This is a genomic window from Pseudomonas sp. VD-NE ins (genome assembly GCF_031882575.1).
GTDB lineage: Bacteria > Pseudomonadota > Gammaproteobacteria > Pseudomonadales > Pseudomonadaceae > Aquipseudomonas > Aquipseudomonas fluorescens_BZ.
The window spans coordinates 3062610-3079754 of record NZ_CP134772.1 but is presented as its reverse complement, the minus strand read 5'-3'; the positions used below and the strand labels follow the sequence as shown (position 1 = coordinate 3079754).

At 60.3% G+C, this 17145-nt stretch carries 12 protein-coding genes; 4 read left to right on the top strand and 8 right to left on the bottom strand.

Features of this window, described 5'->3' with window-relative positions; all coding sequences use genetic code 11:
- Positions 1-13: 13 nt before the first annotated feature.
- The 4 genes from fdhE to fdnG are packed head-to-tail and all read right to left on the bottom strand — an operon-like array spanning position 14 to position 5607.
- Positions 14-940 (bottom strand): formate dehydrogenase accessory protein FdhE, encoded by a 927-nt coding sequence (fdhE, locus tag RMV17_RS13565; protein WP_311886834.1) that lies wholly within the window; start codon positions 938-940, stop codon positions 14-16.
- 3 nt (positions 941-943) lie between these two features.
- On the bottom strand, positions 944-1609 hold the full coding sequence (locus tag RMV17_RS13560; RefSeq protein WP_311886833.1) for a formate dehydrogenase subunit gamma: 666 nt from the start codon (positions 1607-1609) through the stop codon (positions 944-946).
- Positions 1606-2541 carry a formate dehydrogenase subunit beta gene (gene fdxH / locus RMV17_RS13555; RefSeq protein WP_008082738.1) on the bottom strand — a complete coding sequence of 312 codons (936 nt, stop codon included), beginning with the start codon at positions 2539-2541 and terminating at the stop codon, positions 1606-1608. Before fdxH ends, RMV17_RS13560 begins: the two co-directional genes overlap by 4 nt.
- Entirely contained in the window at positions 2542-5607 is a 3066-nt protein-coding gene (fdnG, locus tag RMV17_RS13550) for a formate dehydrogenase-N subunit alpha (protein WP_311886832.1), read from the bottom strand.
- Positions 5608-5941: 334 nt separating this feature from the next.
- On the opposite strand from fdnG, the gene RMV17_RS13545 reads away from it, so the two are divergent.
- The 4 genes from RMV17_RS13545 (at position 5942) to RMV17_RS13530 (ending at position 10150) form a co-directional block, all read left to right on the top strand.
- The gene (locus RMV17_RS13545; protein ID WP_311886831.1) at positions 5942-7096 is read left to right on the top strand and encodes a PatB family C-S lyase; all 1155 of its coding nucleotides are present in this window, start codon (positions 5942-5944) and stop codon (positions 7094-7096) included.
- Between the two features lie 208 nt (positions 7097-7304).
- Positions 7305-8162: a glucose 1-dehydrogenase gene (locus RMV17_RS13540; RefSeq protein WP_311886830.1), complete on the top strand. Its 858-nt coding sequence runs from the start codon at positions 7305-7307 to the stop codon at positions 8160-8162.
- 160 nt (positions 8163-8322) lie between these two features.
- On the top strand, positions 8323-9666 hold the full coding sequence (locus RMV17_RS13535) for a cation:proton antiporter (protein ID WP_034154158.1): 1344 nt from the start codon (positions 8323-8325) through the stop codon (positions 9664-9666).
- A gap of 187 nt (positions 9667-9853) precedes the next feature.
- The gene (locus RMV17_RS13530; RefSeq protein ID WP_141125586.1) at positions 9854-10150 is read left to right on the top strand and encodes a hypothetical protein; all 297 of its coding nucleotides are present in this window, start codon (positions 9854-9856) and stop codon (positions 10148-10150) included.
- A gap of 426 nt (positions 10151-10576) precedes the next feature.
- Here RMV17_RS13530 and RMV17_RS13525 read toward each other — a convergent pair whose 3' ends face one another.
- The 4 genes from RMV17_RS13525 to RMV17_RS13510 all read right to left on the bottom strand — a co-directional run bounded on the left by RMV17_RS13525 (position 10577) and on the right by RMV17_RS13510 (position 17083).
- The gene (locus tag RMV17_RS13525; protein ID WP_016983364.1) at positions 10577-11113 is read right to left on the bottom strand and encodes a hypothetical protein; all 537 of its coding nucleotides are present in this window, start codon (positions 11111-11113) and stop codon (positions 10577-10579) included.
- Between the two features lie 77 nt (positions 11114-11190).
- Complete coding sequence (locus tag RMV17_RS13520) at positions 11191-13110, bottom strand: PAS domain S-box protein (RefSeq protein WP_311886829.1); 1920 nt, start codon at positions 13108-13110, stop codon at positions 11191-11193.
- A gap of 5 nt (positions 13111-13115) precedes the next feature.
- On the bottom strand, positions 13116-15434 hold the full coding sequence (locus tag RMV17_RS13515) for an ATP-dependent DNA helicase (RefSeq protein WP_311886828.1): 2319 nt from the start codon (positions 15432-15434) through the stop codon (positions 13116-13118).
- Entirely contained in the window at positions 15431-17083 is a 1653-nt protein-coding gene (locus RMV17_RS13510; RefSeq protein ID WP_311886827.1) for a VRR-NUC domain-containing protein, read from the bottom strand. Before RMV17_RS13510 ends, RMV17_RS13515 begins: the two co-directional genes overlap by 4 nt.
- Between the last annotated feature and the right edge of the window lie 62 nt (positions 17084-17145).

Genomic DNA, 17145 nt, shown 5'->3' with positions numbered 1-17145 from the left:
GTAGACCCTGCTGTCATTCGTCTCCCGGGGCCAATAACAGATTAGGCGCCAAGCGCTGATAACCGTCCTGCGCCAGTCGCATGTCCAGAAGCAGACTGCTCAAATCAGCCGACAACGCCTCAGCATCGGCATCGTTTTCCAGATACACCAGTTTCAGATAACTGTTACAGCCCGGACAGACTTCCGCCCTTAACGGCGCCTGATTCGCGGCATGCCGATCGTCCTCAAGGCTCAGGTAATCGAGGCCCTTGCTCGACTCGCAGTACACGCACTTGACCCGCACAACATGCCATTCGCAGGCACACAGCGAACACACCAGATAACGCAAACCGTTGTGCTTGCCGCGATGGCGGATCACCCCGGCCATGGCCGGTGAACCACAGGCCGGGCATTGGCTGAGGCTGTCACCGGGTTTGAGTTGCAGATTCGGTGCGCTGAGTAGCCAGTGACTCCACGCCACTTGCAGCGCCGCGCCAAGAAACGGCACCAACTGCGCCGGCACCATTGAGTATTGGCCACTGACCAACGCCACGGCCCACGAACGTAACTGTCCGGTACTGGCGACCCGTAACGTCGTCACCGCTTCAATAACGGCTGGTTGTTCAGCGGGTTCGTAACGCTGCAGCAAAGCGTCGAGATAAGCCTGCCAGCCCTCCTCACGCACCAACGTGTCGGCCGCAAACGGCGGCAAACCATGCTGCTGACAGGCTTCAATCCTTTGCTGATCAAACGGTGCCGTCAGCGGCGGATCGTCAAACACCTGCTGCTGCACCCGACACAGCCCGGCAATCAGTCGCAGATAGTCAGCCAGTGCATGCCCCTCGGCCAGTTTCTCCAGTCGATCAGCCCGCAGCGCAAACAGATTCGAAGGCGGCAGATGTAGAAACGGCGGCGAACTGGCCGCCGCTTCAATTTCCCCAGGTTCCAGAATGGTTGGCAAAGGTCAGCCCTTTTTGGTGATCGGTCTTTCCGGCACGTCCGGTTGGCGTTCATCGCGGGTGATGTCGCGATACCACAGTTCATGGTGTTTTCTCGCCCAGGCGCGGCTGACCCAGCCATGCAGCATCGCGTCCACCGAACCCTTGATCCACAGCCCGGCGTAGATGTGAATGATGATGCTCAGCACCAGCACAAACCCGGCCAGCGCATGCAACAACATCGCCCAACGGATCACGGTGATGCCGAAATACGCACTGAAATACGCGCGCCAGATCACCAGCCCGGTGAACAGCAAACCGAGCATGCACAGCAGTAAAGTCCAGAACAGCAGCTTTTGCCCGGCGTTGTATTTGCCCACTGGCGGTACGCTTTCTTCGTCGTTGACCAGCACCCGATCGATGCGGCGCATCCACTTCCAGTCGTTGTCGATAAAGAAGTTCGCGCGCCAGAAACGCAACACCAGGCCGAGGAACAAGACAAACATGGCGATGCCCATGAACGGATGCAGAATCCGCGTCCACGGCCCGCCACCGAACAGGTTGCTCAGCCAGAAAAGTGACGGATGAAACAACGCCAGCCCGGACAGCCCAGCCATGAAAAACAGGATCGCCACCAGCCAGTGATTGGTGCGCTGGTTGGCGGTGTAACGCAGGATCGTCTTGTTGCTCATGGCCGGTCCTCCCCGCGTGGATCGAAGGTGTGCACTGCCGGGTCGACGACGTGCACCGAGGTGTCGGGTGGCGTTGGGTGTTCGTCCTCTTCAACCCGGTTCGGGCCGATGCGCACGTAATGGAAGAACCCGGCCAGCACCGCCGCGCCCATGGCCAGCAGGCCCAGAGGTTTGCTGATGCCTTTCCACAGGCCCACCAACGGACTGATCGCCGGATCCTGCGGCAGGTTGGCGTAAATGGTCGGCGTATCGGCGTGGTGCAACACGTACATCACATGCGTGCCGCCAACACCGGCCGGGTCATACAGACCGGCGTTTTCAAAGCCACGGCTTTTCAAGTCGACGATGCGTTCGGCGGCGTGTTCCTTCATGTCTTCCTTGGTGCCGAAAACGATCGCGCCGGTCGGGCAGGTCTTCACGCAGGCTGGTTCCAGCCCTACTGCCACGCGATCCGAGCACAAGGTGCACTTGTAAGCCTTGTGATCCTTCTGCGAGATACGCGGAATATTGAACGGGCAACCGGTGATGCAATAGCCGCAACCGATGCAGTGATCCTGATCGAAATCGACGATGCCGTTGGCGTGTTTGATGATTGCGCCGGGACTCGGGCACGCCGCCAGACAACCCGGTTCGGCGCAGTGCATGCAACCGTCCTTGCGGATCAGCCACTCGAGGTTGCCGGCGTCGGTTTCATGCTCGGTGAAGCGCATCAACGTCCAGGTTTCGGCGCTCAGGTCTTGCGGGTTGTCGTAGGTGCCGTGGTTGTGGCCGACCTCGTCGCGCAGCTCGTTCCATTCCGAGCAGGCGACCTGGCAGGCCTTGCAGCCGATGCATTTGGTGGTGTCGATCAGCTTCGCCACCGCTTCCTGATTCCTCACCGATGGCGGCACCGTGGTGGTGGCCGAGCGGGCAATGATGTCTTGGCTGGCCATTTACAGTTTCTCCACGTTGACCAGGAATGACTTGGATTCCGGGGTCTGTGTATTGCCATCGCCGAGGAACGGCACCAGGGTGTTGGTCAGGTAACCGTGGCGCGTCAGGCCGGTGAAACCCCAGTGCAGCGGGATGCCGATCTGATGCACGACCTGGCCGTTGACCTGCAGCGGCCGGATCCTTTTTGTCACCACCGCCACCGCTTCGATAAAGCCGCGTTTGCAACTGACGCGCACGCGATCACCGGCAGCGATGCCCTTCTCTTTCGCCAGCACTTCGCCGATTTCCACGAACTGCTCGGGCTGGGCAATTGCGTTCAACTTGCAGTGCTTGCTCCAGAAGTGGAAATGCTCGGTCAACCGGTAACTGGTGCCGGCGTACGGGAAGTCCTTGGCCTCGCCGAGGGTCTCCCAGACCGAATCGAAGATCCGCGCCGCCGGGTTGCTGGTGGCTTTTTTGTTTTGCGGGTGCAGCGGATTGATGCCGATCGGTGTTTCAAACGGCTCGTAGTGCTCGGGGAATGGCCCCTCGTTCATCTTGTCGACGGCGAAGAACCGCGCTACGCCTTCGGGGTTCATGATGAACGGGTTCATCCCCGCCTCTGGCGGCACGTCGGCCTTGTAGTCCGGCACATCGGTGCCGCCCCAGGCCTTGCCGTTCCACCACACCAGGCGTTTTTTCGGGTCCCACGGTTTGCCGGCGACGTCCGCCGAAGCACGGTTGTAGAGAATCCGCCGGTTGGCCGGCCAGGCCCACGCCCAGCCCAAATGCTGGTGCATGCCGAACGGATCGGCGTTGTCGCGCCGGGCCATCTGGTTACCGGCCTCGGTCCAGCTGCCGGCGAAGATCCAGCAGCCTGATGCGGTGCTACCGTCATCCTTGAGCAAGCCAAACCCGGCCAGTTGCGAGCCAGCCTTGACCGCGACGCCGGTGGCATCGGTGAAATCGGCCACGGCGCTGCCGTTGATTTCCTTGGCCAGTTCTTCCGGCGAAGGCTCGTCGGGGATCTTGTACGGCCACGTCAGTTTCAGCAGCGGATCGGGGAATTTGCCACCCTCGGCCTGATAGCGCTTGCGCAGGCGCAGGAACAATTCGCTCATGATGCGGATGTCGGTCTGCGCTTCGCCCGGGCCGTCGGCGCCTTTCCAGTGCCATTGCAGCCAGCGGCTGCTGTTGACCAGTGAGCCGTCCTCTTCGGCAAAACAAGTGGTCGGCAGGCGAATGACTTCGGTCTGGATCTCAGCGCTTTTCACGTCGTTGTACGGGCCGACGTTTTGCCAGAACTCCGAGGTTTCGGTGGCCAGCGGGTCCATCACTACCAGCCACTTCAGCTTGGCCAGTGCACCCATCACGCGGTTCTTGTCCGGTAGTGCAGCGATCGGGTTGAAGCCCTGGCAGAAGTAACCGTTGACCTTGCCCTGACTCATCAGGTCGAACATCTTCAGCACGTCGTAGTTGGGGATGTCGAGTTTCGGCAAATGGTCGTAGCACCAATTGTTCTCGACGGTGGCGTTGGCGCCGTACCACGACTTCATCAGGCTGACGTGGAATTTGCTGTAGTTCTGCCAATACGACAGTTGCCCCGGACGCAGCGGTACCTGCGTGCGTTTGTGGATGAACTGACCGTAGTCCTGCTCGCTGTCGCTGCCCAGCGTCAGGTAGCCCGGCAGCGCATTGGAGAGCAAGCCTAGGTCGGTCAGGCCCTGAATGTTCGAGTGACCGCGCAAGGCGTTGACCCCGCCACCGGGCATGCCGACGTTGCCCAGCAACAGTTGCACCATCGCCGCGCTGCGAATGATCTGCGCGCCGATCGAGTGCTGGGTCCAGCCGAGGGCGTAGAGAATCGTCATGGTCTTGCCCGGGATCGAGCAGGTGGCGATCTCTTCCCAGATTTTCTGCATGGCATCGACCGGCATGCCGCAGATCTGGCTGGCGAGGTCGATGTTGTAGCGGCTGTAATGCTGCTTCATCAATTGATAGACACAGCGCGGATCCTGCAGGGTCGGGTCGACTCTGACGAAACCGTCCTCGCCCAGTTCGTAACCCCAGCCGGACTTGTCGGTGTAGCTGCGTTTGGCGACGTCGTAGCCGCTGAAGATGCCGTCTTCGAAGCCGTAGCCTGCTTTGACGATGAACGACACGTCGGTGTAGTTGCGCACGTATTCGTGCTGAATCTTGTCCTCGGTCAGCAGGTAATTGATCAAGCCGCCCATGAAGGCGATGTCGGTGCCGGTGCGGATCGGCGCGTAGTAGTCGGCCACCGAAGCGGTCCGGGTAAAACGCGGATCAACCACGATCAGCCGCGCAGCGTTATGCGCCTTGGCCTCGGTCACCCATTTGAAGCCGCACGGATGCGCTTCTGCTGCATTGCCACCCATCACCAGGATCAGATTCGCGTTGGCGATATCAGTCCAGGTATTGGTCATGGCTCCACGGCCGTACGTCGGGGCAAGACTTGCCACCGTCGGGCCGTGTCAGACACGCGCCTGGTTATCGAACCCCAGCATGCCGAGACTGCGAATCACCTTCTGGGTGATGTAACCGGCTTCGTTGGACGCTGCCGACGCGGCGAGGAACCCGGTGCTCAGCCAGCGATTCACCGTTTGCCCGTTGGCATTTTTCTCGATGAAGTTGGCGTCGCGGTCGGTTTTCATCAGATCGGCGATGCGGTCGAGCGCTTCGTCCCAACTGATCCGCGTCCATTCACTGCTGCCCGGCTTGCGGGTTTGCGGGTAGAGCAAACGGCCGGGGCTGTGAATGAAGTCGAGCAGTCCTGCGCCTTTCGGGCAGAGGGTGCCGCGGTTGACCGGGTGGTCGGCGTCGCCCTCAATGTGAATGATGCTCTGCGCTACGTTCTTCGCTCCATCGCCCTGGCTGTACATGATCAAACCGCAACCGACCGAGCAATACGGGCAGGTGTTGCGGGTTTCATGGGTGTGGGCAAGCTTGAAGTGGCGCACCTGCTCGGCGAAGGCCAGCGTCGGGGCCATGCCCAACGCGCCCAGGCTAGAGCCTGCAAGGCCGATACCGGCGACCTTGAAGAACTGACGACGGCTGAGATCCATCGTGCACTCCTGATCAGGTGGAACCCGGTACTGGTGCCGGGTTTTATCTGGACAATCACGGTTGCGGCAAACACCTGCCGACCTTTTCACTGTAGACAATGACCACACGATCTGTGTGAAAACCGACCGTCGGCCGTTTGTCGGCACTCCCACTAACAACCGTAAACACTGTGGGAGCTGGCTTGCCAGCGATGACGTCGGCACCTCCAACAATGGTGGTGACTGACCCACCGCTATCGCTGGCAAGCCAGCTCCCACAGGGTTTGAGTGTGTTTCCAAAGGGACATGGGTTTATCATGCGACCAGGACCAACCCCGCCTTCACGAGACCGCGCATGACTTTCGATTTTGATCAGGTATTCGACCGCCACAACACCGGCAGCACCAAGTGGAGCCGCTATTCGGCCGACGTGTTGCCGATGTGGGTCGCTGATATGGATTTCGCCGCGCCGCCAGTGGTGATCGCGGCGCTGCAACAACGCTTGCTGCATCCGCTGGTGGGCTACAGCGTGGCGCAGGACAACTTGCGTGACGCCATCGTCGCCGACCTCTGGAACAAGTTTTCCTGGAAGGTCAAACCGCAGGAGCTGATCTTTCTGCCGGGCGTCGAGTCAGGCTTCAACATGGCTTTGAAAGCACTGGTACAGCCGCAGCAGAACGTCGTGGTGCAAGTGCCGAATTACCCGCCGCTGCGCCACGCGCCGGGCCACTGGGGTTTGAACAAGGTTGAGCTGGAGTTTGTCGCGCAGGCTGACGGTACTTACTTGACGCCGCTCGACGTGCTGCGTGAATCGCTGAACGGTGGCGGCGCGCTGCTGCTGAGCAACCCGCACAACCCGATCGGCAAGGTCTTCGGCCGTGAAGAGCTGCAAGCCGTGGCCGACATTTGTGCGGCGCAGGATGCCTGGATCATCTCCGACGAAATCCACGCCGAGCTGTGCTTCGACGGTCGCGTGCACATTCCGACCGCCTCGTTGAGCCCTGAGATCGCTGAGCGCACCATCACCCTGATGTCGGCGAGCAAGGCCTACAACATCGCCGGCCTGAAGACCTCGTTCATGATCATCCAGAACGCCGCCCTGCGCGAACGCGTCAACCACGCCCGTTGCGGCATGGTCGACAGCGTCAACCCGCTGGGCATGGAAGCCACTCGCGTGGCCTATAGCGAAGGTGGGCCATGGCTGGCCGAGTTGAAAACCTACCTGCAAGCCAACCGCGACTGGCTGGTTGAAGCGGTGCGTAGCCGCTTGCCGGGCGTGAGCATCAATGTGCCGCAGGGCACTTATCTGGCGTGGCTGGATTGCTCGGCGCTGGATCTGGACGATCCGCAGCAGTTCTTCCTTGAGCAGGGCAAAGTGGGGCTGAGCGCCGGTCTGGACTTCGGCGATCAAAACCAGCAATTCGTGCGCTTGAACTTCGGCTGTCCGCGATCGCTGCTGGAAGAAGGGATTGCCCGCATGGAGCGCGCGCTGACACAACGCAACACCTGAAACCACTATCAAACCCTGTGGGAGCTGGCTTGCCAGCGATAGCGGTCTGACATTCAACATTAGTGTCGACTGATACATTGCTATCGCTGGCAAGCCAGCTCCCACAGGTTCTGTATCGAGTCTGAAGACCGGCATAAATCCGATCGAACTCACGGCAAACACCCCGGGTCAACCACCCATACCAGCCATGAGACCTCGGAGACCCGCGATGACCGACTATCCAAAACCACCTTTCCCCGCACAAGCCCAAGCCGTTCCCGGTTCGCAACGCAAAATGGAACCGTATCCTGATTGCGGCGAGCAAAGCTATGTCGGTTCCGGGCGACTGGCCGGCAAGATTGCCCTGATCACCGGCGCCGACAGCGGCATTGGCCGCGCCGTGGCGATTGCCTTTGCCCGTGAAGGCGCCGATGTTGCCGTCGCCTACTTGAATGAACATGAAGACGCCGAGGAAACCGCACGCTGGGTCGAGCAGGCCGGGCGTCAGTGCCTGCTGCTGCCGGGCGATATCGCGCAAAAGGCCCATTGCCAGGCCTTGGTCGACAAGACCGTCGAGCGCTTTGGCCGCATCGATGTGCTGGTCAACAACGCAGCATTCCAGATGACCCACGAAACTTTCGAAGAAATTCCCGACGACGAATGGGTGATGACCTTCGACGTCAACATCACCGCAATCTTCCGGCTGTGTCAGGCCGCGATCAAACACATGGGTGCCGGGGCATCGATCATCAACACCAGTTCGGTCAATTCGGACATGCCCAAACCCACCCTGCTCGCCTACGCCACCACCAAAGGCGCGATTGCCAACTTCACCGGCGGCCTGGCGCAAATGCTCGGTCCCAAGGAAATCCGCGTGAATTGCGTGGCACCGGGGCCGATCTGGACGCCGCTGATTGTCTCGACCATGCCCGATGAAGAAGTGCAGAACTTCGGTGGCAACACCCCGCTCGGCCGCCCCGGCCAACCGGTTGAAGTGGCGCCGATCTACGTGCTGCTCGCCTCGGACGAAGCCAGTTACATCACCGGCCAGCGCTATGGCGTGACCGGCGGTAAACCGATGCTGTGAGTAAACGCACTGTAGGAGCTGCCGCAGGCTGCGATCTTTTGATTTCGATGTTAAAAACAAGGTCAAAGGATCGCAGCCTGCGGCAGCTCCTACAGGGGCGGAGTCAGAAGCGAAAGGGTCTCTGCAGGCGGCCGTCATTAATCACTGAAGGCGGCACATCATGAGTTTTGTCGTGTGGGTGGCGGTGCTCGGCGCCGTGCTGTTGACCCTGGCACTGACGTCGTCGTATCTGCGCTGGATGCCGGTGACGACGTCGGCCGTTTGTCTGCTGCTGGGGATTGGTATCGGCCCCAGCGGCCTCGATCTGCTGAAGCTGTCGTTGGAAAACGCCTCATTGTGGATGGAGCACCTGACAGAAGTCGCGGTGCTGTTTTCCCTGTTCGTCTGCGGTTTGAAATTGCGTTTGCCCCTGCGCGACAAACGTTGGCGAATCGCCTTTGGCCTCGCCGGGCCAGTGATGGTGCTGACCATTGCCGGGGTTTGTCTGCTGCTGCACTTTGCGTTGCGCTTGCCGTGGGGGCCGTCGTTGTTGATCGGCGCGATTCTGGCACCGACCGACCCGGTGCTGGCGGCGCTGGTGCAGGTCAACGATGCCCGGGATGTCGACAGCGTGCGTTTCGGCCTGTCGGGTGAGGCCGGGCTCAATGACGGGGTGGCGTTTCCTTTTGTGATTCTCGGTTTGTTGTTGATCCACGGTGACGGATCTGCCGCCGAGTGGCAGGGCTGGGTCTTGCGCAGTTTATTGTGGGCGGTGCCCGCAGGTCTGCTCACCGGTTACTGGATGGGCCGCGGCATTGGCCGCGTGACTTTGTCGCTGCGCATCCACAATGACGACAGCACGCTCAGCCCCAATGATTACCTGGCGTTGTCGCTGATCGCCCTGGCCTACGTCGTCGCCGAGGCGATTGGCGGCTATGGCTTTCTCTCGGTGTTCGCCGCCGGGTTGGGCCTGCGTCAGGTCGAAGTGAAATCCACCGGCGCCGGCCAGCCGCCCGCCGAGCATCTGGTGCAACCGGTGGTCGGCCATCAGAACGTCGAACCGCAGCACGCGGTGCATGGCGACACCGAAAGGCTGGAAAGCAGCCAGGTTGCCGCCGGGATCATGATGGGCGACATGCTGTCGTTCGGCAGTCTGGTCGAACGCGCCATGGAAGTGTTTCTGGTGACCCTGCTTGGCGTCGTGCTGGTGGCGCACTGGGACTGGCGGGCGTTGCTGGTCGGCGGCGTGCTGTTCTGCTTGATCCGCCCGGTCTGCGTCGCGCTGATGCCGTGGGGCGAATTACTGGAAGGCCGGCAACGGCTGTTGATCGGTTGGTTCGGCATTCGCGGGATTGGTAGCCTGTTCTATCTGTTTTATGCCTTGAATCATGGGCTGACCGACACGGTGGCCAGCGTGTGCACCGACCTGACCTTGTCGGTGGTGGCGCTGAGCATTTTGCTTCACGGGATCAGTACGCAACCGATCCTCGCTCGCTATGAGCAGCACAAGAAACAAAAAATCTGATTATTGGTAGCGGTTTCTATCAGGCAATCGATCGAACTTCTTTCTGTAAAAAAATGGATCGCGGGGTAATCGCTGGCAGTCACAAGCATAACCCCCCGCCAGATGTATCCGGCAGGGCCCGGCAGGTTCGGTTCCCCTGCGGCGTTAAGCCTGTGAAAAGGAATCCTTGAAGAATAAGGTTACGGTCATGAAAGAATGCTCGACTCCTGCGCAAATCAAGGCTTGCAGAGCACTGGCTCTGGAACGCAATCGTCAATTGTTCGATAACGCCCACACCCTCAACCGCGCGGCCAATGCGCTGCTCGATGTGGCTGATCTGGACATTGAACAGTTTGAGCGCTACCGCGCGCTGCGCAAGAAAGCCGATTCGATGTTTGAAGATGCGATCGACCATTTGTGCGTCTTGAACGAAGACTTCCCGCCGATCCCGATGTCCTCGCAGAACTCGGTGGCGTTGCGTCGAGAGCTTGAGACCGTGGAGTGAGCCAGAACAGCCCCTCACCCTAGCCCTCTCCCAGAGGTAGAGGGAACTGACCGAGGTGAATGGTCGAGGTACGCCGACCTGAAATACCGGGTTGCAAGCGGATTTTGAGCAGTGCAAATATCGGCTCTCTGCGATATGAACCCTGACAGCCCCTCACCCTAGCCCTCTCCCAGAGGGAGAAGGAACCGACCGCGGTGAATGGTTGAGGTACGCCGACTTGAGATACCGGGTTGCACGCGGATTTTGACCACGACACTGAGATACCCAGTTGAACGCAGATGTTGACCACAACGAAGATCTGCTCCCTTCCCCCTCGCCCCCTTGGGGGAGAGGGCTGGGGTGAGGGGGATCGATCTAAAGTGCACCACAAAATCCAGCCAAAATGAGAAAGCCCGGCGATATAAGCCGGGCTTTTGTGAAGACCAGTCACCCCCCCGGATTGGTCACCTGAATAAACACCGCATAACTCCCCAGCAACACCCAGAACGTCGCAAAAATCCACGGCGTACGCACCGAAAACAGCAGCGACTTGCGATACCCCTTGTGGCTCGACTCCATTTCGCTGAACAGCGGCGATTCGTCATACGCCAGGCCCATCAGCGGCTCACTGTGCAGCAAGTGGCTCTGCTTGAAATGCCAGTGATCGATAATGTCGTACGCCGCACGAATCCCCGGCCAGGCATTCAGCGAGCTGAGCAGTCCGAGCAAGGCGAGAAACGGCGGCACCACCAGCGTGAACAACTTGCCCCACTCCGGATTGAGGTTGGCCATGCAGGAGGCAAAGGCAATTACCAGAAACGACTGCGCCGCCAGGTAGGCATCGGTGCGGTTGGCAAGAATGCTGGTTTCGTACTGGATCTCCCGGCGATAGAAATCCAGCCGTTCCTTGGGTGAGCCGAACATTTTCGCGTCATGTTCGGTCAGGGTTTCTTCAGCGGTGGGCTCAGTCAGTATGCGAGACAAAAGATGCACGCTCCGGGGTGGGGAAAACGTTTAGAAGTCCCCGTTGGCGCGCAAGTTCAGCCGGATTGACCGGCGCCTCATTTCATCGATTGAGCAATGATTGCCACCAGATTCATCTGCGTGAACGGCTTGGGCAACCGTGGCAGTTGCGCGGCAAAACCTTCCAGACGTTCGGCGTAGCCGGTGGCCAGGATGATCGGCAGATCCGGTTTGAGCACGCGCACGGCATGGGCCAGTTGCGCGCCGCTCATGTGCGGCATGGCCATGTCGGTAATCATCAGGTCGATGACTTCGCCCTGATCGAACAGCGCCAACGCCTGCGCACCGGACGTCGCACTGACCACGCGATGACCGAGGTCTTCGAGCAACAGGCTGGTACTGGTCAAGACCAATGAGTCGTCATCCACCACCAGTACGCTGAGCCTTGGCACCACCACCGGCTCGGCGTGTGGCAGCAGCGGCTTGCTGGCCATGCCCTCGACGGCCACCGGAATCCACAGTTCAGCCGTGGTGCCCTGGGCCTTTTCGCTCTTGAGGACGAAACGCCCACCCAGTTGCTCCATGAAGCCGTGAACCATCGACAAGCCCAGCCCGGTGCCCTTGCCCAAACCTTTGGTGGTGAAAAACGGATCTCTGGCCGACGCCAGCGTGTGCTCATCCATGCCCTCCCCGGTGTCGATCACACTGAGGCAGACGTAACGCCCGGCAGACAGATCCGAATGACTGAGTTCAAGCACCACTTGCGGTTCAGCAGTGATGCTTACCGTACCGCCGTCGGGCATCGCGTCGCGGGCGTTGGTCGCCAGATTGAGCAAGGCCAGTTCCAACTGGTTGGTGTCTGCCAGCACCGGCTCGAGATCTTCAGGAAACCGCGTGTCGATGCGGATACCCGGCCCGAGGGAGCTGCGCAGCAAACCGGTGATGCCCTGAACCAGTTGCGCAATATCCACCGACTCGGTTTTCAATTCCTGCCGGCGGGCGAACGCCAGCATGCGCTGGGTCAGCGACACACCGCGCAATGCACCTTGCGTGGCGTTTTCCAGCAAACGGCTGATTTTTGCATCGTCGCCCATGCGTTTTTGCACGATTTCCAGGTTGCCGAGAATCACCGTCAGCAGATTATTGAAGTCATGGGCGATGCCGCCGCTGAGTTGTCCGATGGCCTGCATCTTCTGCGCCTGGAACAGCGCTTCACGGGTTTTCTCCAGCGCCTGCTGCGCCTGATGGGCTTCGGTGATGTCACGGGTGATCTTGGCAAAGCCGAGCAAAGTGCCGGTGTCACCACGAATAGCATCGACCACCACATGAGCGAGAAACCGCGTGCCGTCCTTGCGCATGCGCCAGCTCTTGTTCTCGAAGCGGCCCTCGCGGGTGGCGATTTCCAGCGCCCGTTGCGGCTCGCCGAGTTCGCGGTCTTCGGGGGTATAGAAAATCGAAAAGTGCTGGCCGATGATTTCTTCCGGCAGATAACCCTTGATCCGCTGGGCGCCCTGGTTCCAGTTGCTGACCCGGCCTTCGGGGCTGAGCATGTAGATGGCGTAGTCGGTGACACCCTGTACCAGCAAACGGAACTGCTGTTCGCTTCGCTTGAGGGTTTCTTCAGCCATTTTGCGGTCGGTCAGGTCGCGGGTGATCTTGGCGAAGCCGAGCAGCTTGCCGTTGGGATCAATAATCGGATCGATCACCACGTGCGACCAGAAGTTGGTGCCGTCCTTGCGCACCCGCCAGCCCTCGCCTTCGAAACGTCCTTCACGGATCGCCGTGTCGAGCGCCCGTTGCGGCAGGCCGGCGGCGCGGTCGTCAGCGGTATAGAAGCGGGAGAAATGTTCGCCGAGGATTTCCGCTTCTTCGTAGCCCTTGAAGCGTTTGGCACCGGAGTTCCAACTGGTGATGATGCCGTCGGGATCGATCATGTAGATCGCATAATCGACCACCGCATCGATCAATAGACGAAAACGCATCTCTTCGATCGCCGCGGTCTTGTTCTTTTCGCTCATCACACTCACCAGCCGTTGTCATGGACAGAAGTATGCGGCAATCCGGCGAATTGGGAAGCGGCCGTCTCATGATTGATTGCCCACCAACGCGGCAGCAGCTGTTTGATCCGGCTCTCGGCAAAGCGATCGTCAATCAGCATGACCACGCCGCGATCCTCGCGGGTACGGATGACTCGCCCGGCGGCCTGCACCACTTTCTGCACGCCGGGGTACAGATAGGTGTAGTCGTAACCGGCACCGAAGATGGCCGCCATGCGGTGTTTGAGTTGTTCGTTGACCGGATTGAACTGCGCCAGCCCCAGCGTGGCAATGAACGCGCCGATCAGTCGCGCACCGGGTAAATCGATGCCTTCGCCGAACGCACCGCCCAACACAGCAAAGCCAACGCCTTGGCTGTGCGCGGTGAACTGATCGAGAAAGGCCTGCCGTGCCCCTTCGAGCATCCCCCGCGATTGCTGCCAGAGGGTGATGTGCGGATAACGCTCGGCCAGTAACGACGCCACTTGTTGCAGATAATCGAAGCTGCTGAAAAACGCCAGGTAGTTGCCCGGACGTTCGCTGAACTGCCGCGCGATCAATTCGACGATCGGCTCCAGCGAGGCCTGCCGATGATTGAAGCGCGTCGAGATGCGGCTGACGATCTGCACCTGCAACTGCTCGGCGCAAAACGGCGATTCGACGTCGATCCACACTGTGTCGGCGGGCGTACCGAGCAAATCGGCGTAATAGTGACGCGGGCTGAGGGTGGCGGAAAACAGCACACTGCTGCGCGCCGCTTTCAGGCGCGGACCAATGAACGCGGCCGGCACCACATTGCGCAGGCACAACTGCGACAGCGGCTTTTTACGGTCGAGGTCACGCTTGCTGATGTCGAACAGGTAATGCTCGTCATATAGCTCCGCCACCCGGGCGAACTGCAGCAGGTCGAAGTAGAAATTCTGCAAGGCACTGTCGAGACCCTGCGGATGGTCATTGAGGTAATCGCCAATCGCCGCGCAACACAGCGAAATCGCTTGTAGGAGTTTTTCCGGCGCCTTGTCGTAAGCCTGATAGGCCGCCAGTTGCGGCGCATGCAGGGCGTTCCATTCACGGTTGATCCGTTGCAGGGCGTTTTTCAGCGCCGCCGGCGCGGTTTTGCGCACGCTCCCCAGGGTGAACTGATCGAGACTGGCACTGTACATCTGCCGGCCCCGCTCGACGAGGTTGTGCGCCTCGTCCGCCAGCACCGCGACTTTCCATTGATTGAGCTGGGCCAGACCGAAGAGCATGGCGCTAAAGTCGAAGTAATAGTTGTAGTCGGCGATCACCACGTCTACCCAACGGGCCATCTCCTGACTGAGGTAATACGGGCACACCGCGTGTTGCGCGGCGACCTCGCGCATGGCGGCTTGATCGAGCAGGCGAATTCGGCTGGCCGCTTCCCGCGCGGCCGGCAGGCGATCATAAAAACCTTGGGCCAACGGGCAGGACTCACCGTGACAGGCTTTGTCCGGGTGTTCGCAGGCCTTGTCCCGGGCGACCATTTCCAGCACCCGCAAGGGCAAGGCTGGCGATTGGTCGAACAACACCTGACTGGCGTCCAGTGCCAGTTTGCGCCCGGGCGTCTTGGCGGTGAGGAAGAACACCTTGTCGAGTTGCTGCGGCGCCAGCGCTTTGAGCATCGGGAACAGCGTGCCGAGGGTTTTGCCGATGCCGGTCGGCGCCTGGGCCATCAGACAACGGCCGGTGCTGACGGCTTTGAACACTGATTCCGCCAAGTGCCGCTGACCGGGACGAAAATCGGCATGGGGAAACGCCAGTTGTTGCGCGGCCAGATTGCGCGCCTCGCGATGGGCCATTTCCTGTTCGGCCCATTGCAGGAACAGCGTGCATTGCTGTTCGAAAAAGGCCTTGAGGCTGTCGGCGCTGTAGGCCTCGACCAGACAGATTTCCTTCTCGCTGACGATATCGAAATACACCAGCGCCAGATTGATCTGCTCAAGTTCGAGTTTGCGGCACATCAACCAGCCGTAGATCTTCGCCTGCGCCCAGTGCAACTGGCGGTGGTTGGCCGGTTGCTTGCTCAGGTCGCCACGGTAGGTTTTGACTTCTTCCAGGCAGGTTTGCGCCGGGTCGTAGCCGTCTGCCCTGCCCTTGACCTTCAATTGCCGGAACTCGCCTTCGAGCGCCACTTCGCTTTGGTATTTTTCGCTGCGCCGCGAGGCCACGGTGCGGTGGCCGGCAATGCCTTCCAGCGCCGTGGGTGATGGGGTGAAGCGCAGGTCGAGGTCGCCGGTCTTGGCGGTGAACTCGCACAGTGCGCGCACGGCGATGCTGTAGCTCAAGCGCTCTGCTCCGCCCATTGCACGTAACACACGGCGACCGGCATCTGGTGTTGATGGCAGAACTCTAGCCAACGCAATTGGTTGTCCTGCAAGCGATCGCCGGGGCCTTTGACTTCAATCATTCGGTAGGTTTTGTGCTGGGGCCAGAACTGGATCAGGTCGGGCATGCCGGCGCGGTTGGCCTTGATGTCGAGCAGCAAACGGTTGAACCAGTGTTTGAGGTGTTCGGCGGGCAGACAGGCCAGTGCCTGCTCCAGCAGTTCTTCATTCAATGCGCCCCAAAACACGAATGGCGACTGGATGCCCCACTTGTCGATGAAGCGCTGGCGAATGGTCGCCGCATAGCGCTCGTCGTCGAGTTCGCTCAGACACGCCTGAAACAGCTCGGCGCGACGCTGCTGGAAGTCTTCGTTAAGCAGGTCCACCGGGCCACGCTGGAACGGGTGGAAGAACGCCCCGGGCAATGGCGCGAAGATCGCCGGCCAGCACAACAGGCCGAACAGCGAGTTGATCAGGCTGTTTTCCACGTAATGCACCGGTCCCTCGTCATCGTGCAGATGCGCCTGCACGTAAAACTCCACGGACACGGCTGGGTCGGTGCGCGGCAATTGCAAGTCCAGCCGCTCGACCGGTTTCGCCGTTGTGCGCTTGAGTGGCGGGCCACCGAGTTTGCGCCGCAGCCTTGGCAATATCCGTTGCAGGCCCTGCTGCTCGGCGGCGCTTTCCGGCGCCTGTTCTGCCAGCATCGCGAGTTCCAGCGCCAGCGGGTATTCGCCGCTGCGCTCCAGCACACGGATCATGCGCAAACGGGCGCCGGGATAGGCGCAGTCGCGGTAAATGCTCAGGGCCAGGGCAAATTCGCTGATGCGTTCGCAGTACTGGCCGATCTGGAACAGCACCTTGCCACGCCGGCGTTGCAGCCAAGGGTTGTCGAAGTGCAAGGCGCTGATCTGTTCGACAATGATGTCCAGCGGCTCACCGGCCTCGAATCGTAGTTGGCAGTCGTGCAGGAACAGGCAGGCGTCGACGTCTTCGCGGCTGCGCAGGCCTCGCGAATCGGCGCAGAATTCGACTTTTTCATAGGTGAAGATGCCGAGGTCAGCGAGGACGAATTCCGACCAGTCCTGATAGAGGTTGCCGAAGAACATCAGCCGCAAGCGGTCGCACAGGTCCATGATGGTCAGGCTGAACAAGCGATCATCGAGCAGCGGCGCCCATTCGCAGAGGCTGCGAGCGTCTGCAAACTGCTCGGCGAGTATCGGCAGCCAATCGTCCTTGCGGCTCTTGGGCTGTTCGATGAAGGCTGCAAACGCTTGCAGAATTTCGGCCTTGAGCAACACGTCGAACAACTCGGCGAGAGCCAGCGGTGCGTGTTCGTCGATCCAGCCTTGCTCCAGCAAGGGTTGCGCGGCCTCGGCGATGTCGCCGATTTCTACATAATTGAGTTTGCCCACCCGAAAATGCACGCCCTTGCGCATGACCATCCTCACCAGCAAACCCTGCGACGTCCGTGGCAAGGCCTTGAAGTCGCGGATAAACGCGTGTTCCGCTTCACTCATCACATCGGCATAGCGAAGCTCAAGCCAATCAAGCACTTGCCGGAAGTTGTTAAGGTAATAGAACGGATCGTCGAGGGGATTGGCAGTCACGGGAATTCTGGGCCACGGCAAGCGAGTACTGGTTATGCGTACAGATAACAGCTCTGCCCGGT

Excerpts from the sequence above, each read along its gene's own strand:
- RMV17_RS13545 (WP_311886831.1), top strand. The coding sequence starts at position 5,942 with ATGACTTTCGATTTTGATCAGGTATTCGACCGCCACAACACCGGCAGC.
- RMV17_RS13540 (WP_311886830.1), top strand. The coding sequence starts at position 7,305 with ATGACCGACTATCCAAAACCACCTTTCCCCGCACAAGCCCAAGCCGTT.
- RMV17_RS13530 (WP_141125586.1), top strand. The coding sequence starts at position 9,854 with ATGAAAGAATGCTCGACTCCTGCGCAAATCAAGGCTTGCAGAGCACTG.
- RMV17_RS13535 (WP_034154158.1), top strand. The coding sequence starts at position 8,323 with ATGAGTTTTGTCGTGTGGGTGGCGGTGCTCGGCGCCGTGCTGTTGACC.
- RMV17_RS13520 (WP_311886829.1), bottom strand. The coding sequence starts at position 13,110 with ATGAGCGAAAAGAACAAGACCGCGGCGATCGAAGAGATGCGTTTTCGT.
- fdxH (WP_008082738.1), bottom strand. The coding sequence starts at position 2,541 with ATGGCCAGCCAAGACATCATTGCCCGCTCGGCCACCACCACGGTGCCG.
- RMV17_RS13560 (WP_311886833.1), bottom strand. The coding sequence starts at position 1,609 with ATGAGCAACAAGACGATCCTGCGTTACACCGCCAACCAGCGCACCAAT.